This is a genomic window from Mesorhizobium sp. WSM4832 (assembly GCF_055811115.1).
In genome coordinates, this window is the sequence record NZ_JBVVQH010000029.1 from 29,756 (window position 1) to 55,605 (window position 25,850).

The window sequence follows — 25,850 nt, forward strand, 5'->3', positions numbered from 1 at the left end:
ACTGCAACCAATTTGGCCGCTTTACGTTGGCGGCCATGATAGACAGCAAACCTTTTGAAAAGCCGGTGGTGGTCGAGCTCGGCCATGTCGGCAAATATCGCCAAATAAACAGCACCCGCGAGGCCGCCGAGTGCCTGATGACCGTTTGGCCGCTCAATCGCGGCGAACGCCATCGTGATGCTCTCGACATTTGCCTCAAAGCGCTGGAAGGTTATCGTTCGACGGCGGATGCCCGTCGCGCCCTTATCGAGGCGGCTAGGGAATCGGAAGTGCTGGTTCCCGAAGACAGGCTGCCAGACGGAAAGTTGCATTGAGCAGGCTTCTTAACCGGAGGATTTCATGGCGAAGCTGACTTATAAGATCGTCGAGCATGATGGCGGCTGGGCCTACAAGGTCGGCTCGACGTATTCCGAGACTTTCCGCACGCACCAGGAGGCGCTGCGCGCCGCCGAAATCGCCTCGTCCGAGCAGCAGGTTGCCGGCACCACCGACGGCATCCAGTATGAGGACGCCGAAGGAAAGTGGCATGATGAACTCGCCGACGGCCGCGACCGCCCGCAGACCGAAGTCTCTGACTAAGAAGAAGTAACCGCCCCCGCGACCGGCAAAGCCTTGGAGTCCGATGATTTCAGGTCGAATCGACCTGAAATCTGAATCTGCCATTCGGCATCATGCTCTAGGCTTCATGCCGGCCGCAGTGGCTATGTGGCGCTATTTTCCGCAATAGTGGTCATTGACGCTCAGGTGCGTGTTGGCATCCGGACCGGGCGTGGTGTCGGCGCACGGACCGATAGCACCGGTAGTGGTGTAGTTGCTCGATCCTGGGCCCTGGGAGATGCTGCCCGTCCTGTACGGATCTACCTGGTCGCTCGCCGCGGGACGATGGTCGCGATGCCACCACCACCAGTCATCGGATGACTGCGCCATAGCCGCGCCACCCATGGCCAGCACCAGCGCCGAAGCTGCAATGAGTCTTGTAAGCATAGGGTTCTCCATTCTCTTGATCGCCAAAAACACCGGGCGCCAAGGCCCATGGCGATACCTACGAAACCTAAGGTAGGGTGTGAGGTTCCACTGGAAACCGCGGGTGGGACAGAATGTCCGACACTTTTGTGTGACGCGGCGTGAAAAGCCGCGAACGCCCGCCGTGATCAATTCACCTCGGCGAAAGCGCGCGTGGCGATACGCTGGATAAAGGCGACGACCCGTTCGGGTTCCACAAATTGCGGCATGTGGCCCATACCTTCGACCCGTTCAAAGTCGAGGCCGTGGATCTTGTCCAGCATCGGTTCGCCATGGACTGCCTCGCCGATCACCCGGTCGTCGGTGCCGAACAGAATGCCTGCCGGCATCGCTATTTCGCGGTAACGCCTTTCGATCCGGCCAAGGTCCTGTTCCACGGCCACGACATCGGTGGACGTGGCGAAGTAGTGGGACGGTCGCAAGCCGAGCCACCCGCCGCCGCCGGTCATATATCCCTCGGAGACGGCCTGCGGCGCGAAAATGAACATCATAGTCGGCTGCGCGTAACGAAGGCTTGCCGGTATCGCCACCGTATGGGCCAGAACACGGCGCAGCAGCCGTGATGGAACATAGAGCAGGTCAAACCGCTGACGTGCCCTCGCTTCCAGGTGCGTCAGCGGCGAGAGCAGCGCGATGCCGGAAATCGCTGTCGGATGCTCGGTCGCCAGCGCAAGCGCGACGGCGCCGCCGAGCGAATGGCCGACGATGAGCGGCCGCTCCAGGCGCAGTTCCTCGATGAAGCGCCGCACGATCGCCGCCTGTTCAGGCAGTCGGCCGGTCGCGCCACTTGCCCGAACCGAATAGCCGGAGCCCGGCCGGTCGAGCGCGATCAGCCTGTAGCCGGCGCCGAAGCGACCGAACAGCGTATGGCGGAAATGATGGAGCTGCGCGCCGAGCCCGTGCAGAAAGACGATCGGCCTGCCCTCGCCTTCTTCGACATAGTGGATGCGGTTGCCGTCGATCTCGACGTATTTTCCGCAAGCCGGCACCAGGCTTTCGGCCTTTGCCGCGATCCGCCAGGTCGCGAGCATCAGGGCGAGCAAGACAAGGGCGGCCACAACGAGCGAGCCGGCGAGCAGCCACAAGACAATCGATATCAGCATTTTTCATCCGGTCCCGACCGTCCGCACCATATCCGCAACGCCCGCCGCCACAAGCGCACATCCGGCTTTCGCATTGCGGCCCGCCTCAGGCCGCGTTATCTCAGGCGACCTTTTTTGCCGGAGCCCGCCATGCCTGAAATCGTCACCGCCGCCATGCTCGTCATCGGCGACGAAATCCTCTCCGGCCGCACCAAAGACAAGAACATCGGCCACCTCGCCGACATCATGACGGCGATCGGCATCGACCTGAAGGAAGTGCGTATCGTCCCGGACGAGGAGGACGAGATCGTTGCCGCGGTGAATGCCGTGCGCGCCCGCTATACTTACGTCTTTACGACCGGCGGCATCGGCCCGACGCATGACGACATCACCGCCGACTCCATCGCCAAGGCCTTCGGCGTGCCGTGCGAATACGATGCCAAGGCCTATGCGCTGCTCGAAGCAAGTTATGCCGGGCGCGGCATCGAATTCACCGAGGCGCGCAAGCGCATGGCGCGCATGCCGCGCGGCGCCGACCATATCGACAACCCCGTCTCCGTCGCGCCGGGCTTCCGTATCGGCAACGTCCACGTCATGGCTGGCGTGCCGGCGATCTTCCAGGCCATGCTCGACAGTGTCGTGCCTACGCTCAAGGCCGGCACCAGGATGCTGTCTGCCACCGTGCACTGCCCTTTCGGCGAAGGCGTGATCGGCGGACCGCTGGCCGACATCCAGAAGGCGCATCCCGACACCATAATCGGCTCCTATCCCAAATATGGCGACGGCAAGTTCTGGACCGAGCTCGTCGTGCGCGCCCGCAGCGAGGAAGCGCTGGAGTCCGCGCGCAAGGACGTCGAGGCGATGGTGGCGGGCTTCGCCAAGGCAGGTTGATCAGCCGTTCCGGCTGGAACCAGTCCATGCGCTGAGACGTTCCCTTGCCGCGCGGATGCGCAGGGCAAACAATTGAGGGATCGGTCATGCGCTTCAAGACAATCGTCGCCATTTTGCAGAACGAACAGGACGCCGAGCGCGTTCTCGATTGCGCCCTTCCGCTTGCCGACAGGTTTGAGAGCCACCTTGTCGGCATCCATGCCGAGGCGCTTCCCGTCCCCTACACATCGGCCACTGGCTTCCCCGATACCGAATTCCTGCAGGTCTCGGCCGACATGAACAAGGAGCGCGCCGACAAGTTGCAGTCGTATTTTCTGAAGCGGATCGAGGAATCCGGCCTGTCCTTCGAATGGCGAAGCCTGGAAAGTTTCTCCGGCGACAGCGCGCTGACCGGCATATCGAGCGTTCGCGCCGCCGATCTGATCATCGCCGCGCAGCGCGATACCGGCGGCGATCCCGGCGCCGATGTCGACACGCTGGTTTACGATGCCGGGCGCCCGGTGCTGGTCGTGCCCCATGCCGGGCCGCTGGTCACAACCTTCAGACGTGTGCTGCTTGCCTGGAACGGCAGCAAGGAAGCCGCGCGCGCCGCTTTCGACGCCCTGCCCTTCATCGCCGAGGCAGACAAGACGGACATTCTCGTCATCGACCCGCCTGAGACGCTCGATGACTCTCCGGAAGCGGCCGGCGCCGAGATCGCCGCGGCGCTGTCGCGTCATGGCGCCAATGTCAGCGTTTGCGTGCAGAAATCGGATGGATCCTCGGTCGACGATATCATCCAGGCCAGGATAACGGAGTCCGGCGCCGATCTTCTGGTGCTCGGCGCCTACAGCCACTCCTGGCTGCGCCAGCTTCTGTTCGGCGGCGTCACCCGCACGGTGCTGCGCAACACGAACGTAGCGGCTTTCCTGTCGCGTTGAGCTTGTCTCCCCGAAAGTGGGACCCGGTTCAACCCAACGTCTGCGCAAATCAAACCTAAAGGGCGTCGCTCGAATTCGTTTTGAGCGCGATGCCTAAGTCCACAGCCATCGCCGGCCGCAGCCCTTGCCAACAGCAAGGCTTTCCGGCTAATTCCGCCTGCATTCCACTATTTCTGCGCGCCGCGGCGCGCCCTTGCGGAGTGCGCGAACCATGTCCCTTCCCGAAAAAGCCTTTCCCGTCTCCTGGGACCAGTTCCACCGCGACGCCCGCGCGCTTTCCTGGCGGCTTTCCGGCGCCAACAAGGGACAATGGAAAGCCATCGTCTGCATCACCCGCGGCGGCCTGGTGCCAGCGGCCATCATCGCGCGCGAGCTCGGCATCCGGGTGATCGAGACGGTGTGCGTCGCTTCCTATCATGACTATACCAGCCAGGGTCAGCTACAGGTTCTGAAGGAGATCTCGCCTCCGCTGCTCGCCGATGACGGGTCCGGTGTGCTCATCATCGACGACCTGACGGATACCGGCAAGACGGCCGGCATCGTGCGCGCCATGATGCCGAAGGCGCATTTCGCGACCGTCTATGCCAAGCCGAAGGGCCGGCCGCTGGTCGACACATTCGTCACCGAGGTCAGCCAGGATACCTGGATCTACTTTCCGTGGGACATGGGCTTCACTTACCAGAAGCCGATCGCGGACGATCACGCCGGCTGAGTGGCCGTCATATTTTCCAGAGAATCTGCCTCAAAGGCGCGGCGTGTAATGGCGCCAACGGACGCGACTACTTTGCGAGCCGACTTTTTCTGGTGGGATTTTCCGACAGAGTGAAGTTTTTTACTTTTAAAGTTCATAATTCGCCGTAAGATTCGTAAGACGGCAAACGATTCTGGAGGCTGGGGCGGCTTTCCTCGATGTTGACAAGGCCTACGACGCACAGCGCCATGACCGAAAGAGTCAGAAGACTTTTCGGCACGGCGCCATGCCGCCTGCAAGTTGCCGCCTTGCCTTGGCGTGAAGGCAAGAACGGCCTCGAGATCATGCTGATCACCAGCCGCGACACCGGCCGCTGGGTTCTGCCCAAGGGCTGGCCGGAAGCCAGGGAACCGCTCTGCGAGGCGGCCGCGCGTGAAGCGGCCGAGGAAGCCGGGCTGCGCGGCACCGTCTCGCATCTTGAAGCCGGCCGCTATTTCTATGCCAAAGTCCTCGCTTCCGGCGAGGAAGTGCCTTGCGAAGTGCTGGTCTTTCCGCTGCATGTCGACCGCGTCGCGGATCGCTGGAAAGAGAAGCGCGCACGAACGCGCAAATGGGTTGGCGCCACCGAAGCGGTCCAAATGGTCAACGAGCCGGACCTTTGCCAGGTCATTGCCGGCTTTTGCGCCGCGCCGCACAAGTTCGCCTGATTCAAAAGCAATTCCAGGAAAAGTGTGAAACGGTCAGGCTCGGCGCCTTCGCCGCGGCGTTCCATCCGGAATTGCGTCATATCGCCGATCGTCAGGCGCGGCCGAAATCATCGGAACTGAGCCGGGTCCATCGGTCGCCCATCAATCCGCCGACGAAGATGTCGCCGGAGCGGACCGCTTCCGTGACCTCGGCGACGCGCGAGCGGACCATCGTGCCCCCGGCATAGCGGAACAAGAGACCGTTGTAGCCGAAGAGTTGCGGCAGGAACCTGCTCTGCGTCTGGCCGATGATGCCGACGCAGCCCATATCCCTTGCCGCCGCGATGAGGCCGTCCAGCGTCGCGGCCCAGTGGGACCCGGACGCCTGGATTTGCAACAGGTTCGCGATGCCGCCGGCCTGACCGTAGAAGGCATGGCAACCGAGCATTTTTCCCGCTTCGTCATAAGTCCCGCCGAAATGAAGCGGACCATCGGCCCGCTTCTCGGCCGCCAGCGCAAGCAGCCGAGGCAGTTCGCCATCTTTCCAACTCGGCCGGAGAGAGTAATCGGACATGAGGATTGGCAGCCATTCCGCAAACTGCGCGGCATCGATCGGCTCATGATGGACCCGTCGCGACGATGAGGGCTGGGCCGGGGGATTGAACCGTTTTCCGGCGAGAGCGTCGAATGCTCGCGCGCTGGGATCGAGTGCCAGGCGAGGCAGCCCGGGCCATTTGCGGCGCAGCACGGCCGCGGCCATGCCGGCCGGCCGGAAAATACAGGTCCATTCCAGACAGTGCACCGGCAAGAGCTGATACTTCATCGGACGCGCGAAGGCCAAGGATGTCCGGTTGGCCGAATCGGTCAGGTACAGATCGAATTCGCCTTGATGCAGGGCACGCAGCAATTGCGGCCCGGCCCAACCATGATCCGTGCTGGAGTCGGTCATGAAGGGGCCGATGATGGCCGCGTTCAATGTTCTCCCGTTGAGCTCGTAGCGGGCCTTCAGAACGCCCATGAACCCGCCCAGACCGCCCTGCGGGTTGATCTGGACAAGAGCCTCGCTCTCACCGCCTTCAAAATAAAGCTCCCTCATATAGTCCGCTGTCTGTGCGATCGCGCGATCGCGGTGACGGCGACGATGGCGAAACTTCGTCAGGAAGAGTGCGGCGACATGCTCGAGATCCTCCGCGGCAAGCGGCCGTACCGAGCCATGCTGGGATTCCAGCGCCACCTTTTCCGGACCGGCATTTGCGGAAACAAGATCCATTGTGATTGCCTACACAAAGTCCTCTGCCAGCCCGCGAAATCCTTCAACGTCCGCAGAAGATCGCCTTCCGACCGGCACGTCTATATGACAAAACGTCATCAGGTCGGCGTCTAACATATCCGATTTTCTTTTCTGTAAATATGCAACAACAACCGCTGTAAGAAACATATTCCTATCGGCGCAAAAAATGAAGCACCCAAAAGCTTCAGTATATTTATGAATTTGAATACAGCGTTACGCGACTTAACCGCATGGCGAGTGCGCGGTTGCAATTGCAGACTTTACAGACACATTGAGTTGCACCTTGCCAACGCAGACCCGGGCGGCGCCGGGCAAAGGACGGCTCCGGCCGAAGCCGGGGCCGTCCTTTCTTCAGGCGACGAGGCCCTTGGTCAATTCCAGCGCCTGGCGTTCGAACAGCCGCCGGTAGATGCCGCCGTTGAGCCGGATCAGGTCGTCATGCGAGCCTTCCTCGGCGATACGGCCACGGTCGAAGACCAGCAGCCGGTCGAGCGCCCGCACCGTCGAGAGCCGGTGCGCGATGACGAGGGTCGTGCGCCCCACCATCAGCCGCTCCATCGCCTTCTGGATCAGCACTTCCGATTCCGAATCGAGGCTCGATGTCGCTTCGTCCAGGATCAGGATACGCGCATTGGCCAGGAAGGCGCGCGCGATCGCCACGCGCTGACGCTCGCCGCCGGAGAGCTTCACACCGCGCTCGCCGACCAGGGTTCCGTAGCCCTTGGGCAGGTTGGTGATGAAGTCATGCGCGCTGGCGAGTTTCGCAGCATGCTCGATCTCGGCTTGGCTCGCTCCCGGCCTGGCATAGGCGATGTTCTCGGCAAGCGAGCGGTGGAACAGGATCGGCTCCTGCTGGACAATGGCAATCTGGCCGCGCAGCGATGCCTGCTCGACCTGCGAGATGTCCTGCCCGTCGATCAGGATGCGCCCTGCATTCACGTCATAAAGCCGCTGGATCAGCTTGACGAAGGTCGTCTTGCCGGAGCCCGAATGCCCGACCAGTCCGATGCGCTCGCCCGCCGCGATATCGACCGAGAAATCGCGATAGAGCGGCAGCCGGTGATTGCCGTAGTGGAACGTCACCCTGTCGAAGGCGATATGCCCATCGGTGATGCGGATCGGCCGAGCGCCGGGCCTATCTTCGATGCCGAGCGGCTCGGACTGGAAGTCGACCAGTTCCTCCATATCGTTGATCGAGCGTTGCAGGTTGCGGATATGCGTGCCGATGTCGCGCAGATAGCCCTGCAGCACGAAGAACGAGGTCAGCACGAAGGCGACGTCGCCGGCGCTCGCCTGACCCCAGGCCCACAACATCAGGGCAAGACCGATCACCGCCGCCCGCATCAGCAGCAGCAGCGCTCCTTGCATGGTGCCGTTGGCGGTGCCGCGCATCCAGGTGCGTCCGGTGCGCAGACGCCATTTGGCGACGACGCGCGCCAGCCGCGCTTCCTCGCGGGCCTCCGCGCCGAAGCCTTTGACGACGGCATTGCAACTCACCGCGTCGGCCAACGAGCCGCCGAGCCGCGTGTCCCAGCTGTTGGCGAGCCGAGCGGCGGGCGCGACATAGCCGAGCGACAGCATCGCCGTGACTGCGATGAACAGCACCGAGCCGGCCGCCACCACAGCTCCCATCAGCGGCCAGAACCAGCCGAGCAGCAGCGTCGAGCCGACAAGCATGACGACCGACGGCAGAAGCGCGATCAGGATCGTGTCGTTGAGCAGATCCAGCGCCCACATGCCGCGCGTGATCTTGCGCACCGTCGATCCCGCGAAGCTGTTGGCGTGCCAGTCCGTCGAGAAGCGCTGCACCCGATGGAACGCGTCGGCGGCAATGTCCGACATCATCTTCAGCGTCAGTTCGACGATCCACAGGAACGCGACATTGCGAAGCACGACGCCGGCCAGCGCCAGCGCCATCAGGACCGAGAACGCCGTGACCGCCGCATTCCAGGCGACCGAGTCGGTCCCGGCGCCGCTGGCGACCGCATCGACCAGACGGCCGGAATAGAACGGTGTCAGCACGTCGGCGAGCGTCGCGAGCAGGAAGGCGCCCATGATCAGCGAAAGCCGCCACGGCTGGTGGCGCCAGTGACTGACCGTGAAGCCAAGCACACTGCGAAAGGCGCTCGCGCGCAGATCGATCTTGAAACGAGCCATAATGTCATCCGGGCGCAAACGAGCCCGGTCCCGGTAAAGTCAATTTGGAAAACCCGCGTCTGCGCCTTGCGGCGCCTCTGAAAGCGGAAGGTTCAGTATGGTAGGCCGCTCACCCGAAGGTGGCGACCGGCAGCGGCAAACGCCTGCCCTGCACCCGGCTTTCCGATCAATCTTCGGAAAGCCTGGGCAGACCTAGGCTTCGCGGCCTCGCATAACGATGTCAAATCCTGCCATACGGTCCTCCCGGAAGGGAATCGCGGAGAGGTCGTTATAGGGAGGCATCGGCCGATCGCCAAGTCAGCCTGTTGCCAAAACAACACCTGGTCCAAGCACTGAGACGAATTTGCAACAACCGCGTGTTGCAAGGGCCAGTGCATGTCGCCCAGAAGTGTGCAGCGGTCCTGGGACAACGACATGCATAAAAACAAAGACTTAAAGCCGTCAGGCTGCCGGCTTGCGATCCAGCCGCATGTAGCGCCCGTCGGTCGACGCCTTGAACCCGAACTTCTCATAGAGGCTGTGGGCGTCGTTGGTCGACAGGCTCCAATGCGCCACCGTCCTGACCTCGAGGTGATCGATCAGCGCCTGGACGAGCCGCTTGCCGATCCCCTGTCCGCGATGCTGCGGCCAGATGATGACGTCGGCGACATAGGCAAACACCGTATAGTCGGTGATCGCGCGGGCGAAGCCGACCTGCTTGCCGTCAAGATAGGCGCCGACGCAAAGCGAGTTGTCGAAGGCGCGACGATGGGCCTCGTCGGTTCGGGATTCACCCCAATAGCTTTGCATGAGCTGGTCGGAGGTCGCCCGGAAATCGATCCGCGACAGGTCGAAACTGACTTCAATATCTTGCATGCGTCGCGCCTGCCGCAATCTCACGGTCGAAGACTAGCCACCGTCCCGGAACCGGTTGGTGATCGGATAGCGGCGATCGCGGCCGAAATTCTTCCGTGTGATCTTCACCCCGGGCGCCGCCTGCCTGCGCTTGTATTCGGCGATGTAGAGCAGGTGCTCGATGCGTGTCACCGTCGCCCGGTCGTGGCCGCGCGCGACGATGTCGTCGACGCTCATCTCGTTTTCCACGAGGCATTCCAGAATGTCGTCCAGCACCGGATAAGGCGGCAGCGAATCCTGGTCGGTCTGGTTCTCGCGCAGCTCCGCCGACGGCGCCTTGTCGATGATGTTCTTCGGGATGACCTCGCCGGAGGGTCCGAGCGCGCCCGGCGGCACATGCGCGTTGCGCCAGCGCGACAGCGCATAGACCTGCATCTTGTAGAGGTCCTTGATCGGGTTGAAGCCGCCGTTCATGTCGCCGTAAAGCGTGGCGTAGCCGACCGACATCTCGCTCTTGTTGCCGGTGGTGACGACCATCGAGCCGAACTTGTTGGAGATCGCCATCAGGATGGTGCCGCGCGCGCGGCTTTGCAGGTTTTCCTCGGTGATGCCTTCCTGGGTACCTTCGAAGAGCTGGGTCAGCGCATGCCGGAAACCTTCGACCGGCTCGGAGATCGGCACGATGTCGTAGCGGCAGCCGAGCGCGCGCGCACAATCCTCGGCATCCTTCAGCGAATCCTTCGACGTATATCGGTAAGGCATCATGACGGTGCGCAGCCGCTCCTCGCCGAGCGCGTCGACCGCCAACGCAGCGCAGATCGCGGAGTCGATGCCGCCGGAGAGGCCGAGCACCACGTTCTTGAAGCCGTTCTTGTTGACGTAGTCGCGCAAGCCCAGCATGCAGGCCCTATAGTCGGCCTCGTCCCGGTCGGGAATTTTCGACATCGGGCCTTCCGAGCAGACCCAATGGTCGCCGTTTCGCTTCCAGGTGGTGACGTCGACTGCCTCTTCAAACTGGCTCATCTGGAAGGCAAGCGTCTTGTCGGCGCCGATGGCAAACGACGCACCGTCGAAGATCAACTCGTCCTGGCCACCGAGCTGGTTGGCGTAGATCATCGGCAAGCCGGTTTCGATGACCTGGCGGATGACGACCTGGTGGCGGACGTCCATCTTGGCCCGGTAATAGGGCGAGCCGTTCGGCACCAAAAGGATCTCGGCGCCGCTTTCGGCCAACGTCTCGCAGACGGCGACGTCGCCCCAGATGTCCTCGCAGATCGGAACGCCCAGCCGCACGCCGCGGAAATTCACCGGCCCTTGCAACTCCGGTCCGGCCTGGAAGACGCGCTTCTCGTCGAACTCACCATAGTTCGGCAGGTCGAGCTTGTAGCGCTCGGCGATGATCTTGCCGCCGTCGGCGAAGACGATGGAATTATGCGTGCCGGTCCGGCGCTTCAGCGGCGTGCCGATGATGAAGCCGGGCCCGCCGTCGGCCGTGTCCTTGGCGAAATCCTCTGCCGCTTTCTCACAGGCTTTCAGGAAGGAGGGCTTCAGCACCAGGTCTTCCGGCGGATAGCCGGAGAGGAGCAGCTCGGTGTAGAGCACGAGGTCGGCGCCCTGGCGGGCCGCGTCCGCCCTCGCCTCGCGAGCTTTTGCCAGGTTGCCGGCGACGTCGCCGACAGTCGGGTTGAGCTGGGCGACGGCGATGCGCAGGATATCGGGAACGGTCTTGGTCATGGAACGGATTTAGCGTGGCTGAAACCGCCCGGCAATGCCGATTGCTTGTGCCAAATGGGATCGATCGACTGTCGTCGATCGTATCCTGACTGATCGGCGGAGCCGATCATGTCCCTGATCGATCAAAAGATCGTATCCTGATCGATGGAGATCGTGTTTCACCAACCGCCAAGGCCTAGTCGCCCATATACTCGCGCAACGCCTCTGCCGACCGGTTCTCGCCGATCGACATCGCCAGGATGCGCGAGATGTGGCGGCGCGGCAGGCCGGTCTCGGCCGACCATTGGTTGATCTGCGCCTGGATCTTGCCGAGGTCCCGTTTCGAGGTCGGGTTTTCGGCGATATCGAGGCCGGCGTCGCGTAAGGCTGCCGCCATATCGGTGGAAACGACAAACGTGTCCCATTCGAGCCAGCGCAGCAAATACTGGCCGGTATTGCCGCCCAGCCGGCTGCCATGCTTGGCGAGATAGGCGGTCAGCCCGACCTGATCGTCCGCCGGCCACCCGGCAATGAATTTGCCGAAACTGCCATGTTCCTTCGAGACGCGATCGACGAAAGCGGCATTGTCGCGCACCGATTTGATCTTCTGCGGGTTGCGCACGATGCGGCTGTCGGACGCCAGCTCGTGCCAGAAGTCGTCAGGCTGGAACAAAAGCCGCTTCGGTTCGAAGCCGAGAAACGCTTCCTCGAAACCCGGCCATTTCTGTTCGATGACCCGCCACACGAAGCCGGCGGCGAAAATGCGCTCGGCCATGGTGGAGAGAATGCGATCGTCGGGGATTTTCGCCACCGCCATATTGTCGGGCGCCGGGCCAAGCAGCGGCGCCAGCACGGCTTCCCCGCCCTTGCGCTTTGCCGCCCGTGCGTGGATTTTCTGAAAATCGAGCATCGATGTCCTCGCCTGTTCACCGCAATCTATCACTTCACCTTCGGCCCGGCAGCCTCTACGTCTATCGACGCTCTGCCGAAGGAGAGGACAAATGAACAAGATCGTCGAAGACATGGCGAACCGGCTGCTCAAGCGAAAGCCGGAAGGTTTCGGTCCGCTCGAGAGTCGCGTGCTCCAATCGACGCTCGAGCGCACCACGATCACGCGCGATACCAACAAGGCCGTGGCCTTCCACGAGACCTATGGCGACCGCATCGCCGACACCATCGCCAGGATCGGCGGCTCCTGGTCCTTCATCCTCGGCTTCCTTGCCTTTCTTGTCCTTTGGACTGCCGGCAATGCCTGGCTGCTGACGCGCGAGGCCTTCGACCCCTACCCCTTCATCTTCCTCAACCTCGTGCTGTCGATGGTCGCCGCGCTGCAGGCACCGGTGATCATGATGTCGCAGAACCGCCAGACCGAGCGCGACCGCATCGACGCAGCCCATGATTACGAGGTCAATCTGAAGGCCGAGATCGAGATCATGGCCCTGCATGAAAAGCTCGACGAGCTTCGCCACAGCGAGATCATCGGCCTGCGCGACGAGATCCTGCGCATGGCCGAGCAGATCAGGCGCATCGACGAAAAACTGTCGGCCGGATCGGCCACGCAATGAATGAGACCATCCACCGCCTGATCGAGCAGTACGGGCTGATTGCGGTCTTCCTGGGCTGCGTCGCCGAAGGCGAGAGCGCCGCTATCCTTGGCGGCTTTTTCGCCCATCAACATGTCTTCGTGCTGTGGCAGACTTTCCTCGCCGCCTTTCTCGGCGCCTTCGCCGGCGACACGTTCTTCTTCACCCTCGGCCGCAGCTTCGCCGAACATGCCTATGTGAAAAGACTGCGCAGGCGGCCCGGCTTCAGCCGCGCCTATCACCTGCTCAACACCCATCCCAACATTTTCGTGCTGACCAATCGCTACATCTACGGCATGCGGCTGGTCGGCGGTATCGCCGCCGGCCTGTCGACCGTTCCGGTGCCGCGCTTCGTCATCCTGAATGCAATCTCTTCCGCGGCCTGGGCGGCCCTGTTCAGCGGCATCGGCTATGTCTTCGGCCTGGGCGCGGAACAGATGGTGGGCCAGGCGTTTGCGCGGCATGAGCGACTGCTCATTGCCCTTGGCGTCGGCGTCGTCGTCGCAATCATTGCCTGGCTGGTCGGCCATCATTTTGCCCGGCGCGAACGCGCCAGGGAGGATCAGGCAGGATCCTGATCGCCGAAGCGAACCACTCTAGATCAAATCGGCGCGCCGATAAGACGCTCGATGACGGCGATGCCCCAGACGCCGCCGGCAATCACGATCGAAATCAGCACCGCCAGCGAACCGCAGTCCTTGGCGAGCTGGATGTCGATATGGAATTCGCGCGAGATCGCGTCGCAGGCTGCCTCGATCCCGGTGTTGAGCACTTCGACCATGATCAGGAGCAGGACTGCGCCGATCAGCAGGGCGTAGCCGCGCCAGGATACTGAAATGAACCAGCCGGCCGGCAGGGCAAGAGCGAGCAACAGCAGTTCCTGCTGGAATGCCTTTTCGTGAGCGGCCAACTTGCGGAAGGCCCGAACCGAATTGACGAAAGCATCGATCAGCCGCTGCATGCCTCTGCCCCTTTGCGAGTCACCGGCAGGGGATATCGCAATGGCGGGACCAAGGGAATAAGGCAGCCGCTGCAAAATTCATCCGTCCGCGACCTTTATCGACGGTGTCGATCTTTCGAACTGCGGCAGCCCGTCCTCGATCGAATAGTAATCGCCCTTGTCGCCGACGAAGATATGGCTTTCCGCCGCGAGGCCACTCGGCCTCTCGAAGGAGCCGGCCATGATGGAAATCGTGTCCGATTCATTGTGCTTCCAGAAGAGCAGCGAGCCGCAGGTACGGCAGAAGCCGCGTTTCGCCACGTCGGAGGCACCGTACCACCTGAGCGCGTCGGCCCCTTCTATGACGATATCGGCGTCCTTGGAGGCGGTTGCCGCGACGAAATGGCCGGTCTGCCGACGACACTGCGAGCAGTGGCAATAGATGACACCGCGCAACGGGCCGCTCGTCCTGAAACGCACCGCTCCGCACAGGCACGATCCGCTGTGGTTGTCATCCATTCCGGCCTCCTTCAACGTCATCTGTCCGATCGCTGCCGAATAGAATTTCAGCTTTGTGGCGGCGGGGCACAGGCAAATGCGACACCGAGGCGGCGCGTTTCAAAAGCTCCTCCTGCACGGCCTTGCATCCTGCGGTAGCAAAGATGTTGAGGAAATGCAGGCTATTAAGGAAACTTTAGCGGGACCTCATCTATGATTCCCACAAGCGATGGTCGTGATAGGGGACGCACCGTCGCAACCGCAATTCTGATTCAAATCCCCGCGTTAGCGACTCCCGGCGGTGGCAAGTCTCCGGTCGCACTGAAGGGGCAGTGACAGAACATGCAGCCGGCAGCCATTCCGACCGACAGGAATCCCGACATCGTCAGCACCGTCGTGGCGACGATGCGACAGCTCGGCGTGCTTGGCCTGCCGCGCAACTATGAAATCTTCTACGAGGCGCTCAGCGGCGGTAACCACGAGCTCAGCCTTGCCGTCGTCTCGTTGAGCAACCGCCCGACGCAGGAGGATCTCGACCGCATCGGGCGCAGTTTCTTCCCGCAGCACCACGGCCCCGCCATTGTCGAGCACGCCCGCGAGATGGTCGCCAAGGAGCTCGAGGACATCGCCGCGCTGTTGCGCAGCGAGCACTCGCATATCGAGAAATACGGCCGCATCCTCGACGAGACCTCGAGCGGCCTGAGCAATCGCAGCCTGCTTTCGCAGGAGCTCTTGCAGAAGATCGCCGGCGCGATGTCGGCCGCCACCAACTCGACGATCGACCATGGCCGCCAGATCGCCAGCACGCTCAGCGAAAAGACGGCCGAGCTTGAAAGCGTCAAGTCGAAGCTCGAGGAATACAAGCGGCTTGCCGACACCGACCCGCTTACGCAGTTGTGGAACCGCCGTGCCTTCGACAAGGAGATCACCCGGATCTACACCAGCAATCGCGGCATCCTGTTCAACGCCTTGATCCTTGCCGATATCGATCATTTCAAGGACATAAACGATCGCTACGGGCACCCGGTCGGCGACAGGATCCTGCAGATCATCGCAGAGATCTTCCAGTCGAGCGTGCGCGCCGACATATTCGTCGCGCGCACCGGTGGCGAGGAATTTGCGCTTATCGTGGAAGGCGCCAGCGAGGAAGCCACGTACGAGATCGCCGAGCGCATCCGCGCGCTGATCGAGCAGACCCCATTCACCAGCAGCCAGACCGGCATGAACTACGGCGCCGTTACCGTATCCTTGGGCATCTGCATGGCCTCTGAAGCGGAAAGCCCCGAAGATCTCTACACCAAGGCGGACCAGGCGCTTTATCGCTCCAAGGTCGGCGGCCGCAACCGGGTCACCAAGCATTCGACGATGGCAGGCCGACCCGCCAAGGGCTGGCTGCTTTACAAGAAAGACTGACACGGCCCTTTCCAGACGAATTTTTGTGGACTATATTTTCCACAGAAATGAAAGGGTGCGCTTATGCAACGTCCAGTCGCGGCCGCGACGGCGGCCGAAAATGCCGTCATCACCAAGGCCACGCTGCGCGCGGCCGACTTGCTCGACATCACCGCCAGGACGCTCGCCCTGGTGATCGGGGTGTCGGAAGCAACGGTCTCGCGCATGCGCCGGCAAGAATTCCTGCTTGAACGCGGCACCAAGCCGTTCGAGCTGGCGGTGCTGTTCGTGCGCCTGTTCCGTTCGCTCGACGCCATCGTCGGCGGCGATGAGACCGTCGCCCGGGCGTGGCTGAAGAACCCCAACACCACGCTCGACGGCACGCCGCTCGAAAAAATCCTGACCATTGCCGGACTTGTCGATGTCATCGCCTACCTGGACTCCCGGCGCGCTCTCGTCTGAGGCCGTCCGGCTCGAAGGCAAGTACTGGCGGATGGTCGAGGCGCAACACCGCGTTTCGACCCTCAAGTTGGTAGAGACGCTCGACGAGCAGGCGCTGCTGGAGGACCTCGTCGAGGACACCAAGCCGCAGATCCCGCTGGAGTGCCGCCACCTCCACTATCTCTTGGCGACCCCCTTTCGCTACGGCTCCGTCTATCCGTACGGCTCGCGCTTCCGCCGCGCGGGCAAGACGAAAGGCGTCTACTATGCCGCCGAGACGGTGCTGACGGCGGTAGCGGAGATGGCCTTCTACCGCCTGCTGTTCTTCGCGGAATCGCCGGCGACGCAATGGCCGAACGACGCGGCGGAATACACCGCCTTTGCCGCGGCGATCAAATGCGACGGCGCCATCGACCTGACAAGGCCGCCGCTTGATCGAGACGAGGAGGCCTGGACGCAGGCCACCGACTACACCGCATGCCAGGCGATCGCCGATGTGGCGCGCGAGGCCGGGCTGCAGGCGATCCGCTATCGCTCGGTGCGCGATCCCAAGGGCGCCAACATCGCGCTGCTGACGTGCAAGGGCTTTGCCAAGGCAAAGCCGCTGGAACCGCAGACCTGGCGCATCCGCATCGGTTCGTTCGGCATCCAGGCGATCTGCGAATTTCCGGAAAAACGGCTCGAATTCTCACGCACGGCCTTTGCCGATCCCAGGCTTGCGAATATGCGATGGGATCGCGGCCATTGAGCTCGGAAAACTGTATCGAGATTCGGGTCAGGGCGAGCCGAGAATGGCGGCTACCGAGAACCGGAGCGGAGCGTACTTGAAGTACGTGAGCACCGGCCTACGCCGGCCGTAGCCTTAATTTAGCTGCCACGCCACTCATGGGTGCTTCGGCCGGCGAAGGCCGGAAGCGCAGGACGCCGCCATTCGCAGGCCGGCCTCACCCGAATATCGATACAGTTTTAGGCCAGGATGTTGACGGCCCGCGCGGCCACCAGCGCGATCGTCAGGAGCGAGATCATCGCTTCGGCCATCATCAGGAGCTTCGCGCGCTGTGTGAGCGGCAAGGTGTCGGTCGGCGAGAACGCCGTGGCATTGGTGAAGGCCAGGAAGACATAGTCGACGAAGCCCGGCAGCCAGCCCTGTATCTCGCGGTCCGGCAACGTCATTTGCGGGAACAGGAAGTCCGCCTGCGCCCGTTTGACCAGGCCGCAGGTCGGCGGGCCGCCGCGATCGGTGCTCCAGAACCACAGCGCGAAGACGATCACATTGGTGACCCAGATGTTGAGCGCATCGACGAGCAGCGTCGTGCCTGCCCCGGCATGCCCTTGCAGCAGCGCCCGCACCAGCAAAACCAGCGATCCGCAATTCATGATGCTGATGAGGCCGGTCATCACCAATGCCGCGCGGCGGATGTAGAGGCGCAATCGGCCGATCGCGTACCAATGCTCGTGGTCGACAGCCTTGCGCGTCTGCATCTGCGTCCAGGCCGTTGCGACCGACAGGGGCACCAGCAGCGCCGCCTCGGCCGTCGGGGCCAGCCAGCGCGGCCCGAAGGACAGGTTGTTGATGACCAGAAGCTGCAGGCAGATGATGACGAGGACCGCCGCGCGCGCCGACCAGAAGTCGAGCGCGCGATAGTGGATGACGGCGTGCTGGTGACGCATGGAGGCACCTGTATGGCTAGAGCATGATGCCGAAAAGTGTGAAGCGTTTTCGGATGACATCATGCTCTCTGGAATCGCGGCGCCCCGGACGGCGGGCCGGCTCCAGCAACCAGCAGCCAGCCACGGTCCTGCCCGAAGCGCCGGTGACGGGTTCCATCGCAATCTTGGTTTTACAATGTTGCGGCAGCATACATTTTCGTAAGCTTTTGCTATCGCACTGTTCAGAAATCCATCGGTGTGATTTTAGGCCCGCATGTCGAGAACCAGCGAATCCGTTCATCTTTGGCCGACGGCGACCGCGGCGGAAGGCAATCTGCCTTCCATCTGGAACGGCCTGGTCCGGCGCCCATGGCGGTTGCTGGCGCTTTTGTGCCTGGCCCAGATCGCTTGCTGGACGGTCATGCCGGCGCTCGTCAACGTTGGGCCGCCGACCGACGTCGTCGAGGGTTTCATGTGGGGCCGCGAATGGGTGCTGCTGACCTACAAGCATCCGCAGCTCCCCTGCTGGCTGCTCGAGATCAGCCATCTCCTGACCGGCTCATTCCGCTGGCCGCAATATATGCTGTCGCAATTGCTGGTCTCGACGACTTTCGTCCTGGTCTATCTTCTGGCGCGCGACATCATGGGCTCGACACGTGCGCTCGCCGCCGTGCTCTTGATGCCAGCGATCTATTTTTTCGGCTGGCCAACCCCGCAATTCAACCATGACTATGCGCAGATGCCTTTCTGGGCCGGCATCTCATGGCTGCTGTGGCGCGCGGCGCGCGACGGACGGCCTGGCTGGTGGCTCGCTCTTGGCCTCGTCTCCGGTATCGGGCTCTATGCCAAGTTCTCGACGGCTTTGCTGCTGGCGTTCGGCGGCGTCTGGATTTTATACGACACCCGTGCCCGCAGCCGGCTTGCAACCCCATGGCCATGGCTTGGCCTGGCGATTTTTCTCGGCATGGCGGCGCCGCTGGCGATCGAGCTCTTCCGCCTCGATTTCCTGCCGATGACCTATGCCGCGCATCGCAACGCCTGGGTGGTCGCCCACCGCGCTCGGCTTTACTACATCGGCGTTCAGCTTGCCGGGCTTGCCGCCGTTCCCGTCGTTCTTGCTCTTTCCGGCCTTCTGCGACGGCAACCAAGCCCCGCGCAGGAACCCCTGCAGACCCACCCCGCTCCCGAGCGCCGCGCGGTTATCTACCTGGCATGGATGGGCCTGGGGCCGGCGCTGCTGGTCATGGTCGCCTCGCTGTTTACAGGCACCGGCGAATCCTGGGGCGCGACGATGTACAATCTCGTAGGTGCCCTGGCGATCGCGCTCTTGGGCCAGCGGCTGGGGCCAGCGGAGCTGCGCCGGTTGACAGTGCTGGCACTGCTATGCGTGGTCGGCGTGTCGAGCGCCTACGCGGTCACCCACTGGACCAGCTGCAACGTCCTCGGCCGCCTGCAGCCGATGTGCTGGCCGGCGCGATCGATTTCGCAGACGGCCGAAGCGATCTGGCATGAGGCAGTACCCGGGCCGCTCGGCATTGTCGGCGGCGAAGACAGCGTGGCCAGGCTGGCCGGGCTCGAAGCCGCGGACCAACCCTCGATCTTCACGACCCTCGACAGACGCCTCGCTCCCTGGATCACGGACCAGCGCCTGCGGGACCAGGGCATGCTGCTGGTATGGCCGCATGGCTGGAAACTCCCGCCGCGACTGCAGGCCTGGACTGCCGGACTGCCGGTCAAGACGGCGCTTTTCGATTGGTCGCTCAAGGCTCCACCCCTGGCGATCGACTTTTTCGTCATCCCACCCGGCAGAACCGACTTTCCGCGCGACCCGGCCGGTCCTCCCGATCCGGAATGACCGACGGTTGAAATCCACCCGCTCAATTGAAAAGACGCCGGCTTCGTTGCCCGGCGCCTCCAATGATCAAGCGTCCAGGCTTTGCTTAATGCATGTCGCCCAGAAGTGCGCAGCGGTTCTGGGGCAACGACATGCATAAAAACAAAGACTTAAAGTGTGTCGCCTGAATCCGTTTCAGCGCGACGCGCTTTAGGCGTTGGCAGCCTGCTTGTGCTGGATCGGATGGCTTTTCTTGAGCAGGTCCGAGACCAGGAAGGCGAGCTCGATCGCCTGATCGGCATTGAGGCGCGGGTCGCAATGGGTGTGATAGCGGTCCTGCAGGTCTTCGGCCGTGATGGCGCGGGCGCCGCCCGTGCATTCGGTGACGTTCTTGCCGGTCATCTCGACATGGATGCCGCCGGGATGCGTGCCTTCGGCGCGATGCACCTCGAAGAAGGTCTGCACTTCCTTGAGGATGCGGTCGAAGGGCCGCGTCTTGTAGCCGGCCGCCTCGATCGTGTTGCCATGCATCGGGTCGGACGACCACACCACGTTGCGCCCTTCCTTCTTCACCGCCCGCACCAGCTTGGGCAGATGCTCGACGACCTTGTCGGAGCCGAAGCGGGCGATCAGCGTCAGACGTCCCGGCTCGTTTTCGGGATTGAGCAGGTCGATGAGCTCCATGAGACCCTCCGGCGTCAGCGACGGCCCGCATTTCAGGCCGAGCGGATTCTTGATGCCGCGGCAATATTCAACATGCGCATGGTCGGGCTGGCGCGTGCGGTCGCCGACCCAGATCATGTGGCCGGAGGTCGCGTACCAGTCGCCCGAGGTAGAATCGACGCGCGTCAGCGCCTCTTCGTAGCCGAGCAGCAGCGCCTCGTGGCTGGTGTAGAAATCGGTCTCGCGCAGCGCGAAATTGGTTTCCGAGGTGATGCCGACCGCGCGCATGAACTCCATCGTCTCGGTGATGCGGTTGGCGAGCGCACCGTACTTCTCGCCCTGCGGGCTGTCGGCGACGAAGCCGAGCATCCAGCTATGCACATTCTCCAGGCTGGCATAGCCGCCCTGGGCGAAGGCGCGCAAAAGGTTGAGCGTCGCGGCCGACTGGCGGTAGGCCATCTCCTGCCGCGCCGGATCGGGTATGCGCGACTTGGCGTCGAACTCGATGCCGTTGATGATGTCGCCGCGATAGCTCGGCAGCGTCACGCCGGCCTTCGTCTCGTTGTCGGACGAGCGCGGCTTGGCGAACTGGCCGGCGACGCGGCCGACCTTCACCACGGGCTGCGCGCCGGCGAAGGTGAGCACGACCGACATCTGCAGGAAGACGCGGAAGAAATCGCGGATGTTGTCCGCGCCGTGCTCGGCGAAACTTTCGGCGCAGTCGCCGCCCTGGAGCAGGAAGGCCTCGCCGGCGGCGACCGCCGCCAGTTGCTTCTTCAGTTTGCGCGCCTCGCCGGCAAAAACCAGCGGCGGGAAGGTGGCAAGCTGGGCTTCCGTCGCCTTAAGCGCCGCAAGGTCCGGATAGGCCGGGACCTGCTTGATCGGCTTTTCTCTCCACGAATTCGGCGACCATTTCGTCATCGCTGCACCCAACGCTCTTTCCGAGCAATTCCGCGAAAAGTGTGAAACGGTTTTCCGTCCGGAATTGCGTCAAACAACCCGGCGAGCGCGCTTGCCCGCCATTCAAGCCTCGATACGAGGTCGCGGCTCCTTACACGAAGCCGACTGCCTATTCTAGCCGGGTTTTTCAGCGGTGGCGAATGGCCCTGCCGCTCGCTATGCCGTGTCCGCAAGTGCCAGACAAAATAGGCCCAGTCCCAGCAACAGACAGGAAGGGCTGTAGAGCAGACTGTCATATCTGGCGAAGCGGGTGTTCTTTACGCGTTTGAACAGCCCGAAATATCTCGACCAGCTCAACGCCCGCACGGTGAATATGAGCGCCCACAGGATGATACCGACCTTCAGCAGCCAGTGCGGCACCGGCAATTGGATCAGGCCGGCGAAACCAAGAAGCAGCAGCAGAACCAGCGCCAGAACCACGCCTGTTGCCAAGGCGCCGAGGGCGGTTTCCTTCACCGCCGGGCTGCCGTCTTCGCGCTGCGGCAGCGAGACGCCGGCGCCGGTGCGGCCGCCGAAACCCCAATAGACATGGAATCCGGCAGCGGCCAGCAGGATAGCCGAGCAGGCCGCGACAACCGCCGTTTCCATCCCTATCCGCCGGCCTCGTTCAGGCGCCTGAGCTGGCGACCAAGACCGCCGGTCAAGTCGAGCGCAAGCATGCGAAGCAGGGCAATGGCACTCCACAAAGGCCGTTCCGCGAAAGGTTTGTTGGTGTTGTGCTCAAGCAGGGGATGGGTGAAAAGAGCGGCAAGGTAGAAAAAGGGGATGATGACCAGAAAGGCCCACCAGACCACAAGGAAGGATGTCGCGACTCCGACGATCGGCGCAAAGAACAGGCCGAGATAATGGACAAAGCGGGTCGAAGTTTTTGAATGGCCGGCAAGGTAGCCGAGCCAATATTCATCGAAGGTTTGCGGGTTCATAAGCGGCCCTTACAGCGATGATAAACGTCGCCAATTGAACCTTCCGGCGTAAATACTGCAATAGCCCCATTCGTCGCAGGTCTTGCAAATGCATGAGGCTTTCGCGAGTGGGTTACTATTTCCTTGCGAGGAGGACAGGCAGCGGCAACAAGCTTGCAGGCCGGTTCAAGTGCCTACGCGGCCTTGTCGACCAACCGGGCCAGCTGCGTCATCACCACGGCCGAACCAGCGAGCCGCTTCTCCGCATTCGGCCAGTCGCGCATGAAGACCACGCTGTGGTCGGCCCTGATCTTGGCCAGCGAGCCCTGTTCGCCGATGAACTTGACCAGCCCGACCGGATTGGGGAACTCGCGCTTGCGGAAATGGATGACGATGCCCTTGGGGCCGGCATCGAGCTTCTCGACATTGGCCTTGCGGCAGAGCGCCTTGATGAACACGATCTTCAACAGATGCGTCACCTCTTCCGGCAGCGGCCCAAAACGGTCGATGAGCTCAGCGCCGAAGCCGTCGATCTCCTCGGTGCTCTGGAGATCGCCGAGGCGGCGGTAAAGCGCCATCCTGAGCTGCAGGTCGGGCACATAGCTTTCGGGGATCATCACCGCAGTGCCGACCGCGATCTGCGGCGACCAGCCGCCATCCTGCGCCTCGCCGGTATCCTTCACCTCGGCCACCGCCTCCTCCAGCATCTGCTGGTAAAGCTCGAAGCCGACCTCCTTGATGTGGCCCGACTGCTCTTCGCCCAGAAGATTGCCGGCGCCACGGATGTCGAGGTCATGGCTGGCGAGCTGGAAGCCGGCGCCCAGCGTGTCGAGCGACTGCAGCACCTTCAGCCGCCGCTCGGCCGTGTCGGTGAGCTTGCGGTTCGCCGGCAGCGTGAACAGCGCATAGGCGCGCACCTTCGAGCGGCCGACGCGGCCGCGCAGCTGGTAGAGCTGGGCCAGGCCGAACATGTCGGCGCGATGGACGATCAGCGTGTTGGCCGTCGGGATATCGAGCCCGGATTCGACGATGGTGGTCGACAGGAGCACATCGTACTGGCCGTCGTAGAAGGCGTTCATGATGTCGTCGAGCTCGCCCGGCGGCATCTGGCCGTGCGCCACCGCCACCTTCAGCTCCGGCACGGATTCCCGAAGGAAATCATGGATTTCGGCCAGGTCACTGATACGCGGCACGACATAGAAGGAATGGCCGCCGCGGTAGCGTTCGCGCAGCAGCGTTTCGCGGATAACCAGCGGATCGAAGGGCGAGATGAAGGTGCGCACCGCCATGCGGTCGACCGGCGGCGTGGCGATCAGCGACAGTTCGCGCACGCCGGTCAGCGCCAGCTGCAGCGTGCGCGGGATCGGCGTCGCCGACAAGGTCAGCACATGCACGTCGCTCTTGAGGTCCTTCAGCCGCTCCTTGTGCTTGACGCCGAAATGCTGCTCCTCGTCGATGATCAAGAGGCCGAGACGCTTGAACGAGATCGAGCTGCCAAGCAGTGCGTGTGTGCCTACGACGATGTCCACCGTGCCTTCGGCAATGCCCTTCTTGGTCTCCGCAAGTTCCTTGGCGCCGACCAGGCGCGAGGCTTGCGCGATGCGGATCGGCAGGCCGGAGAAGCGCTGCGAGAAGGTCTTGAAATGCTGGCGCGACAGCAGCGTCGTCGGTACGACCACCGCAACCTGGAACCCTTCCATCGCAGCGATGAAGGCGGCGCGCAGCGCCACTTCCGTCTTGCCGAAGCCGACGTCGCCGCAGATCAGCCGGTCCATCGGCTTGCCTGCACCGAGATCGTCCGTGACGGAATCGATTGCTGTCTGCTGGTCGTCGGTTTCCTCATAAGGGAAGCGCGCCGCAAACTCGCCATAAAGGCCGTCGGCCGGGATCATGGCAGGCGCGGAACGCATCTGGCGCTCGGCGGCGATGCGGATCAGTTGTCCGGCCATGTCGAGCAGGCGGCGCTTCAGCCGCGCCTTGCGCGCCTGCCAGGCGCCGCCGCCGAGCTTGTCGAGCGTCGCTTCCGCCGAATCCGAACCGTAGCGCGACAGGAGCTCGATATTTTCGACCGGCAGGAACAGCCGGTCGTCGCCGGCATAGTGGATCTCCAGGCAGTCATGCGGTGCGCCGACCGCCTCGATGGTGCGCAGGCCGATAAAGCGGCCGATGCCGTGATCGGCATGGACGACGATATCGCCCGAGGACAGCGACGTGGCCTCGGCGATGAAGTCGGAAGCCTTCTTTTTGCGTTTCGAACGGCGGATCAGCCTGTCGCCAAGGATGTCCTGCTCGGCGACGACCACCATGTGGTCGGTCTCGAAGCCGGATTCGAGCGGCAGCACGGCAAGACCCGCCTGCCCCGGCTCGAGCTTTTCGACCTCGGCAAGCGTCGCGACCGGCTTCAGATTGCCGAGGTGATGTTCGGCAAGGATTTGCCCAAGCCGGTCGAGCGAGCCTTCCGTCCAGCCGGCGACGATCACCCTGCGTCGCGCGGCGCGCTCGTCGGCAATGTGTTTCACGACCACGTCGAAGACGTTGATGTTGGGGTCGGCGCGCTCCTCGGCGAAGCTCCGGCCATGCCGCGAGCCGGCATGGAAAACCTTCTTGCCTCCAACATCGGGGGCATCGAAAACCGTGAAGTCGATGTCTTCACGCGGGCCGAGCGAAGCCTTGAGATTTTCAGGCGACAGATAGAGGAGATCCGGCGCAACGGGCTTGTAGGGCACCGCATCCTTCAATGCGCTGTCAGCCTGCTTCCGGCGCGCCTCGTAGTGATCGAGGATCAGTGTGTGGCGCTCGGCCAGCGCCTCATGCGCCAGATGGTCGAAAACGACAGGCGCATCCGGCAGATAATCGAACACCGTTTCCAACCGCTGGTAGAAGAACGGCAGCCAATGCTCCATACCGGCAAAGCGCCGGCCTTCGCTGACGGCAGCGTAGAGCGCGTCATCGCGCGACGGCGCACCGAAGGCTTCGATGTAGGAGCGGCGGAAGCGGCTGATCGTTTCCGGCGTCAACGCCACCTCGCTCATCGCCTGCAGCGACATCGACTTGCGCTGCCCGGTGGTGCGCTGCGTCGCGACGTCGAAGACGCGGATCGATTCCAGCGTGTCGCCGAAGAAGTCGAGGCGCAGCGCCTCGCTCCAGCCCGGCGCGAACAGGTCGAGGATGCCGCCGCGCACCGCGAATTCGCCGAGACCGCGCACGGTCGGCACGCGCTCGAAGCCGGACGTCTCCAGCCGCGCGATCAGAGCGTTCATGTCGATCTGGTTGCCCGGCCCGGCATGGAAAGTCTGCGCTTCGATCAGTTCGGCCGGCGGAATACGCTGCAACAGCGCATTGGCCGTGGTGAGGATCACGGCACGATGCGGCTTCTTGGCCAGCGCAATCATGGCGGAAAGCGCATCGAGCCGCCGCGCCGCGGCATCGGCGCCGGGCGAAACGCGATCGTAAGGCAGGCAATCCCAGGCCGGCAGCTCCAACACCGGCAGTCCGGGCGCCGCGAAAGTGAGCGCCTCGATGATCGCCGGCAGCCGCTGGCCGTCGCGCGCGACGAACAGCACCGGCTTGTCCGGTGCGATCTCCTGCGCCGTCTGCACCAGCGCGAAGGCTTCGTAGCCGTCGGCAACGCCGTCGACGATGAACTGGCCGGCGCGACCCTTGGGCAGGCCGATGGATGGAATGAGGCTCATGCGTTTT

The 25,850-nt window shown here is 63.0% G+C and carries 26 protein-coding genes; 12 read left to right on the forward strand and 14 right to left on the reverse strand.

The annotated features are described in order from the left end of the window. The first annotated feature begins 35 nt into the window (after positions 1–35). Both AC0L2L_RS30430 and AC0L2L_RS30435 read left to right on the forward strand, forming a co-directional pair. Positions 36–314: a DUF982 domain-containing protein gene (locus AC0L2L_RS30430; RefSeq protein WP_473583601.1), complete on the forward strand. Its 279-nt coding sequence runs from the start codon at positions 36–38 to the stop codon at positions 312–314. Between the two features lie 25 nt (positions 315–339). After that, positions 340–579 carry a DUF2188 domain-containing protein gene (locus tag AC0L2L_RS30435; RefSeq protein ID WP_473583553.1) on the forward strand — a complete coding sequence of 80 codons (240 nt, stop codon included), beginning with the start codon at positions 340–342 and terminating at the stop codon, positions 577–579. Between the two features lie 132 nt (positions 580–711). Here AC0L2L_RS30435 and AC0L2L_RS30440 read toward each other — a convergent pair whose 3' ends face one another. Further along, on the reverse strand, positions 712–984 hold the full coding sequence (locus AC0L2L_RS30440; protein ID WP_473583554.1) for a hypothetical protein: 273 nt from the start codon (positions 982–984) through the stop codon (positions 712–714). A gap of 167 nt (positions 985–1,151) precedes the next feature. Continuing rightward, positions 1,152–2,126: an alpha/beta fold hydrolase gene (locus tag AC0L2L_RS30445; protein WP_473583555.1), complete on the reverse strand. Its 975-nt coding sequence runs from the start codon at positions 2,124–2,126 to the stop codon at positions 1,152–1,154. A gap of 129 nt (positions 2,127–2,255) precedes the next feature. On the opposite strand from AC0L2L_RS30445, the gene AC0L2L_RS30450 reads away from it, so the two are divergent. The 4 genes from AC0L2L_RS30450 (at position 2,256) to AC0L2L_RS30465 (ending at position 5,314) form a co-directional block, all read left to right on the forward strand. Beyond that, positions 2,256–2,996 carry a competence/damage-inducible protein A gene (locus tag AC0L2L_RS30450; RefSeq protein ID WP_473583556.1) on the forward strand — a complete coding sequence of 247 codons (741 nt, stop codon included), beginning with the start codon at positions 2,256–2,258 and terminating at the stop codon, positions 2,994–2,996. Between the two features lie 86 nt (positions 2,997–3,082). Continuing rightward, positions 3,083–3,916 carry a universal stress protein gene (locus AC0L2L_RS30455; protein WP_027166482.1) on the forward strand — a complete coding sequence of 278 codons (834 nt, stop codon included), beginning with the start codon at positions 3,083–3,085 and terminating at the stop codon, positions 3,914–3,916. Positions 3,917–4,127: 211 nt separating this feature from the next. Continuing rightward, positions 4,128–4,628, forward strand: a complete 501-nt coding sequence (gene gpt / locus AC0L2L_RS30460) for a xanthine phosphoribosyltransferase (protein WP_027166483.1) — start codon at positions 4,128–4,130, stop codon at positions 4,626–4,628. Between the two features lie 197 nt (positions 4,629–4,825). After that, on the forward strand, positions 4,826–5,314 hold the full coding sequence (locus AC0L2L_RS30465) for an NUDIX hydrolase (protein ID WP_473583557.1): 489 nt from the start codon (positions 4,826–4,828) through the stop codon (positions 5,312–5,314). A 91-nt stretch (positions 5,315–5,405) separates the two neighbouring features. On the opposite strand, the gene AC0L2L_RS30470 is transcribed toward AC0L2L_RS30465, so the two are convergent. From AC0L2L_RS30470 to AC0L2L_RS30490, 5 genes are all read right to left on the reverse strand, one after another. Beyond that, the gene (locus AC0L2L_RS30470) at positions 5,406–6,527 is read right to left on the reverse strand and encodes a hypothetical protein (RefSeq protein WP_473583558.1); all 1,122 of its coding nucleotides are present in this window, start codon (positions 6,525–6,527) and stop codon (positions 5,406–5,408) included. A 408-nt stretch (positions 6,528–6,935) separates the two neighbouring features. Beyond that, positions 6,936–8,741: an ABC transporter ATP-binding protein gene (locus AC0L2L_RS30475; protein WP_473583559.1), complete on the reverse strand. Its 1,806-nt coding sequence runs from the start codon at positions 8,739–8,741 to the stop codon at positions 6,936–6,938. Between the two features lie 441 nt (positions 8,742–9,182). Then, the gene (locus tag AC0L2L_RS30480; protein WP_473583560.1) at positions 9,183–9,596 is read right to left on the reverse strand and encodes a GNAT family N-acetyltransferase; all 414 of its coding nucleotides are present in this window, start codon (positions 9,594–9,596) and stop codon (positions 9,183–9,185) included. 33 nt (positions 9,597–9,629) lie between these two features. Beyond that, the gene (locus AC0L2L_RS30485) at positions 9,630–11,309 is read right to left on the reverse strand and encodes an NAD+ synthase (protein ID WP_473583561.1); all 1,680 of its coding nucleotides are present in this window, start codon (positions 11,307–11,309) and stop codon (positions 9,630–9,632) included. A gap of 175 nt (positions 11,310–11,484) precedes the next feature. Further along, positions 11,485–12,198 (reverse strand): DNA-3-methyladenine glycosylase I, encoded by a 714-nt coding sequence (locus tag AC0L2L_RS30490; protein WP_473583562.1) that lies wholly within the window; start codon positions 12,196–12,198, stop codon positions 11,485–11,487. A 91-nt stretch (positions 12,199–12,289) separates the two neighbouring features. On the opposite strand from AC0L2L_RS30490, the gene AC0L2L_RS30495 reads away from it, so the two are divergent. Beyond that, entirely contained in the window at positions 12,290–12,853 is a 564-nt protein-coding gene (locus tag AC0L2L_RS30495; protein ID WP_473583563.1) for a DUF1003 domain-containing protein, read from the forward strand. Continuing rightward, positions 12,850–13,449: a DedA family protein gene (locus AC0L2L_RS30500; RefSeq protein ID WP_473583564.1), complete on the forward strand. Its 600-nt coding sequence runs from the start codon at positions 12,850–12,852 to the stop codon at positions 13,447–13,449. The genes AC0L2L_RS30495 and AC0L2L_RS30500 overlap by 4 nt, the downstream gene beginning before the upstream one ends. A 23-nt stretch (positions 13,450–13,472) precedes the next feature. On the opposite strand, the gene AC0L2L_RS30505 is transcribed toward AC0L2L_RS30500, so the two are convergent. Further along, positions 13,473–13,832 (reverse strand): diacylglycerol kinase, encoded by a 360-nt coding sequence (locus tag AC0L2L_RS30505; RefSeq protein ID WP_027166491.1) that lies wholly within the window; start codon positions 13,830–13,832, stop codon positions 13,473–13,475. A gap of 78 nt (positions 13,833–13,910) precedes the next feature. Continuing rightward, a complete protein-coding gene (locus tag AC0L2L_RS30510) occupies positions 13,911–14,330 on the reverse strand; it encodes a GFA family protein (protein ID WP_473583565.1) in 420 nt (139 codons plus the stop codon). A 321-nt stretch (positions 14,331–14,651) separates the two neighbouring features. Here AC0L2L_RS30510 and AC0L2L_RS30515 point away from each other — a divergent pair, with 321 nt between their 5' ends. From AC0L2L_RS30515 to AC0L2L_RS30525, 3 genes are all read left to right on the forward strand, one after another. After that, a complete protein-coding gene (locus AC0L2L_RS30515; protein ID WP_473583566.1) occupies positions 14,652–15,722 on the forward strand; it encodes a GGDEF domain-containing protein in 1,071 nt (356 codons plus the stop codon). 63 nt (positions 15,723–15,785) lie between these two features. Further along, positions 15,786–16,163, forward strand: coding sequence for an antitoxin Xre/MbcA/ParS toxin-binding domain-containing protein (locus tag AC0L2L_RS30520; RefSeq protein WP_027166494.1), 378 nt, complete (start codon positions 15,786–15,788; stop codon positions 16,161–16,163). Beyond that, positions 16,123–16,890 carry an RES family NAD+ phosphorylase gene (locus tag AC0L2L_RS30525; RefSeq protein WP_473583567.1) on the forward strand — a complete coding sequence of 256 codons (768 nt, stop codon included), beginning with the start codon at positions 16,123–16,125 and terminating at the stop codon, positions 16,888–16,890. Before AC0L2L_RS30520 ends, AC0L2L_RS30525 begins: the two co-directional genes overlap by 41 nt. Positions 16,891–17,108: 218 nt before the next feature. Here the strand turns inward: AC0L2L_RS30525 and AC0L2L_RS30530 are convergent, their stop codons facing one another. Beyond that, the gene (locus AC0L2L_RS30530; protein ID WP_473583568.1) at positions 17,109–17,813 is read right to left on the reverse strand and encodes a hypothetical protein; all 705 of its coding nucleotides are present in this window, start codon (positions 17,811–17,813) and stop codon (positions 17,109–17,111) included. 253 nt (positions 17,814–18,066) lie between these two features. Here AC0L2L_RS30530 and AC0L2L_RS30535 point away from each other — a divergent pair, with 253 nt between their 5' ends. Beyond that, complete coding sequence (locus tag AC0L2L_RS30535) at positions 18,067–19,647, forward strand: glycosyltransferase family 39 protein (protein ID WP_473583569.1); 1,581 nt, start codon at positions 18,067–18,069, stop codon at positions 19,645–19,647. Between the two features lie 189 nt (positions 19,648–19,836). Here AC0L2L_RS30535 and AC0L2L_RS30540 read toward each other — a convergent pair whose 3' ends face one another. The 4 genes from AC0L2L_RS30540 to mfd all read right to left on the reverse strand — a co-directional run bounded on the left by AC0L2L_RS30540 (position 19,837) and on the right by mfd (position 25,843). Further along, positions 19,837–21,210, reverse strand: a complete 1,374-nt coding sequence (locus AC0L2L_RS30540) for a class II 3-deoxy-7-phosphoheptulonate synthase (RefSeq protein WP_473583570.1) — start codon at positions 21,208–21,210, stop codon at positions 19,837–19,839. Positions 21,211–21,405: 195 nt separating this feature from the next. Further along, on the reverse strand, positions 21,406–21,837 hold the full coding sequence (locus tag AC0L2L_RS30545) for a DUF3995 domain-containing protein (RefSeq protein ID WP_473583571.1): 432 nt from the start codon (positions 21,835–21,837) through the stop codon (positions 21,406–21,408). A 2-nt stretch (positions 21,838–21,839) separates the two neighbouring features. Next, a complete protein-coding gene (locus AC0L2L_RS30550; RefSeq protein WP_473583572.1) occupies positions 21,840–22,172 on the reverse strand; it encodes an Mpo1-like protein in 333 nt (110 codons plus the stop codon). Between the two features lie 173 nt (positions 22,173–22,345). Next, positions 22,346–25,843: a transcription-repair coupling factor gene (gene mfd / locus AC0L2L_RS30555; protein WP_473583573.1), complete on the reverse strand. Its 3,498-nt coding sequence runs from the start codon at positions 25,841–25,843 to the stop codon at positions 22,346–22,348. Positions 25,844–25,850 lie beyond the last annotated feature (7 nt).

Excerpts from the sequence above, each read along its gene's own strand:
- AC0L2L_RS30430 (WP_473583601.1), top strand. The coding sequence starts at position 36 with ATGATAGACAGCAAACCTTTTGAAAAGCCGGTGGTGGTCGAGCTCGGC.
- AC0L2L_RS30520 (WP_027166494.1), top strand. The coding sequence starts at position 15,786 with ATGCAACGTCCAGTCGCGGCCGCGACGGCGGCCGAAAATGCCGTCATC.
- mfd (WP_473583573.1), bottom strand. The coding sequence starts at position 25,843 with ATGAGCCTCATTCCATCCATCGGCCTGCCCAAGGGTCGCGCCGGCCAG.
- AC0L2L_RS30510 (WP_473583565.1), bottom strand. The coding sequence starts at position 14,330 with ATGGATGACAACCACAGCGGATCGTGCCTGTGCGGAGCGGTGCGTTTC.
- AC0L2L_RS30550 (WP_473583572.1), bottom strand. The coding sequence starts at position 22,172 with ATGAACCCGCAAACCTTCGATGAATATTGGCTCGGCTACCTTGCCGGC.
- AC0L2L_RS30455 (WP_027166482.1), top strand. The coding sequence starts at position 3,083 with ATGCGCTTCAAGACAATCGTCGCCATTTTGCAGAACGAACAGGACGCC.
- AC0L2L_RS30480 (WP_473583560.1), bottom strand. The coding sequence starts at position 9,596 with ATGCAAGATATTGAAGTCAGTTTCGACCTGTCGCGGATCGATTTCCGG.
- AC0L2L_RS30450 (WP_473583556.1), top strand. The coding sequence starts at position 2,256 with ATGCCTGAAATCGTCACCGCCGCCATGCTCGTCATCGGCGACGAAATC.
- AC0L2L_RS30490 (WP_473583562.1), bottom strand. The coding sequence starts at position 12,198 with ATGCTCGATTTTCAGAAAATCCACGCACGGGCGGCAAAGCGCAAGGGC.
- AC0L2L_RS30505 (WP_027166491.1), bottom strand. The coding sequence starts at position 13,832 with ATGCAGCGGCTGATCGATGCTTTCGTCAATTCGGTTCGGGCCTTCCGC.
- AC0L2L_RS30515 (WP_473583566.1), top strand. The coding sequence starts at position 14,652 with ATGCAGCCGGCAGCCATTCCGACCGACAGGAATCCCGACATCGTCAGC.
- AC0L2L_RS30545 (WP_473583571.1), bottom strand. The coding sequence starts at position 21,837 with ATGGAAACGGCGGTTGTCGCGGCCTGCTCGGCTATCCTGCTGGCCGCT.
- AC0L2L_RS30530 (WP_473583568.1), bottom strand. The coding sequence starts at position 17,813 with ATGCGTCACCAGCACGCCGTCATCCACTATCGCGCGCTCGACTTCTGG.
- AC0L2L_RS30440 (WP_473583554.1), bottom strand. The coding sequence starts at position 984 with ATGCTTACAAGACTCATTGCAGCTTCGGCGCTGGTGCTGGCCATGGGT.
- AC0L2L_RS30540 (WP_473583570.1), bottom strand. The coding sequence starts at position 21,210 with ATGACGAAATGGTCGCCGAATTCGTGGAGAGAAAAGCCGATCAAGCAG.
- AC0L2L_RS30500 (WP_473583564.1), top strand. The coding sequence starts at position 12,850 with ATGAATGAGACCATCCACCGCCTGATCGAGCAGTACGGGCTGATTGCG.
- AC0L2L_RS30465 (WP_473583557.1), top strand. The coding sequence starts at position 4,826 with ATGTTGACAAGGCCTACGACGCACAGCGCCATGACCGAAAGAGTCAGA.
- AC0L2L_RS30475 (WP_473583559.1), bottom strand. The coding sequence starts at position 8,741 with ATGGCTCGTTTCAAGATCGATCTGCGCGCGAGCGCCTTTCGCAGTGTG.
- AC0L2L_RS30435 (WP_473583553.1), top strand. The coding sequence starts at position 340 with ATGGCGAAGCTGACTTATAAGATCGTCGAGCATGATGGCGGCTGGGCC.
- AC0L2L_RS30525 (WP_473583567.1), top strand. The coding sequence starts at position 16,123 with ATGTCATCGCCTACCTGGACTCCCGGCGCGCTCTCGTCTGAGGCCGTC.
- AC0L2L_RS30485 (WP_473583561.1), bottom strand. The coding sequence starts at position 11,309 with ATGACCAAGACCGTTCCCGATATCCTGCGCATCGCCGTCGCCCAGCTC.
- AC0L2L_RS30495 (WP_473583563.1), top strand. The coding sequence starts at position 12,290 with ATGAACAAGATCGTCGAAGACATGGCGAACCGGCTGCTCAAGCGAAAG.
- AC0L2L_RS30535 (WP_473583569.1), top strand. The coding sequence starts at position 18,067 with ATGTCGAGAACCAGCGAATCCGTTCATCTTTGGCCGACGGCGACCGCG.
- gpt (WP_027166483.1), top strand. The coding sequence starts at position 4,128 with ATGTCCCTTCCCGAAAAAGCCTTTCCCGTCTCCTGGGACCAGTTCCAC.
- AC0L2L_RS30445 (WP_473583555.1), bottom strand. The coding sequence starts at position 2,126 with ATGCTGATATCGATTGTCTTGTGGCTGCTCGCCGGCTCGCTCGTTGTG.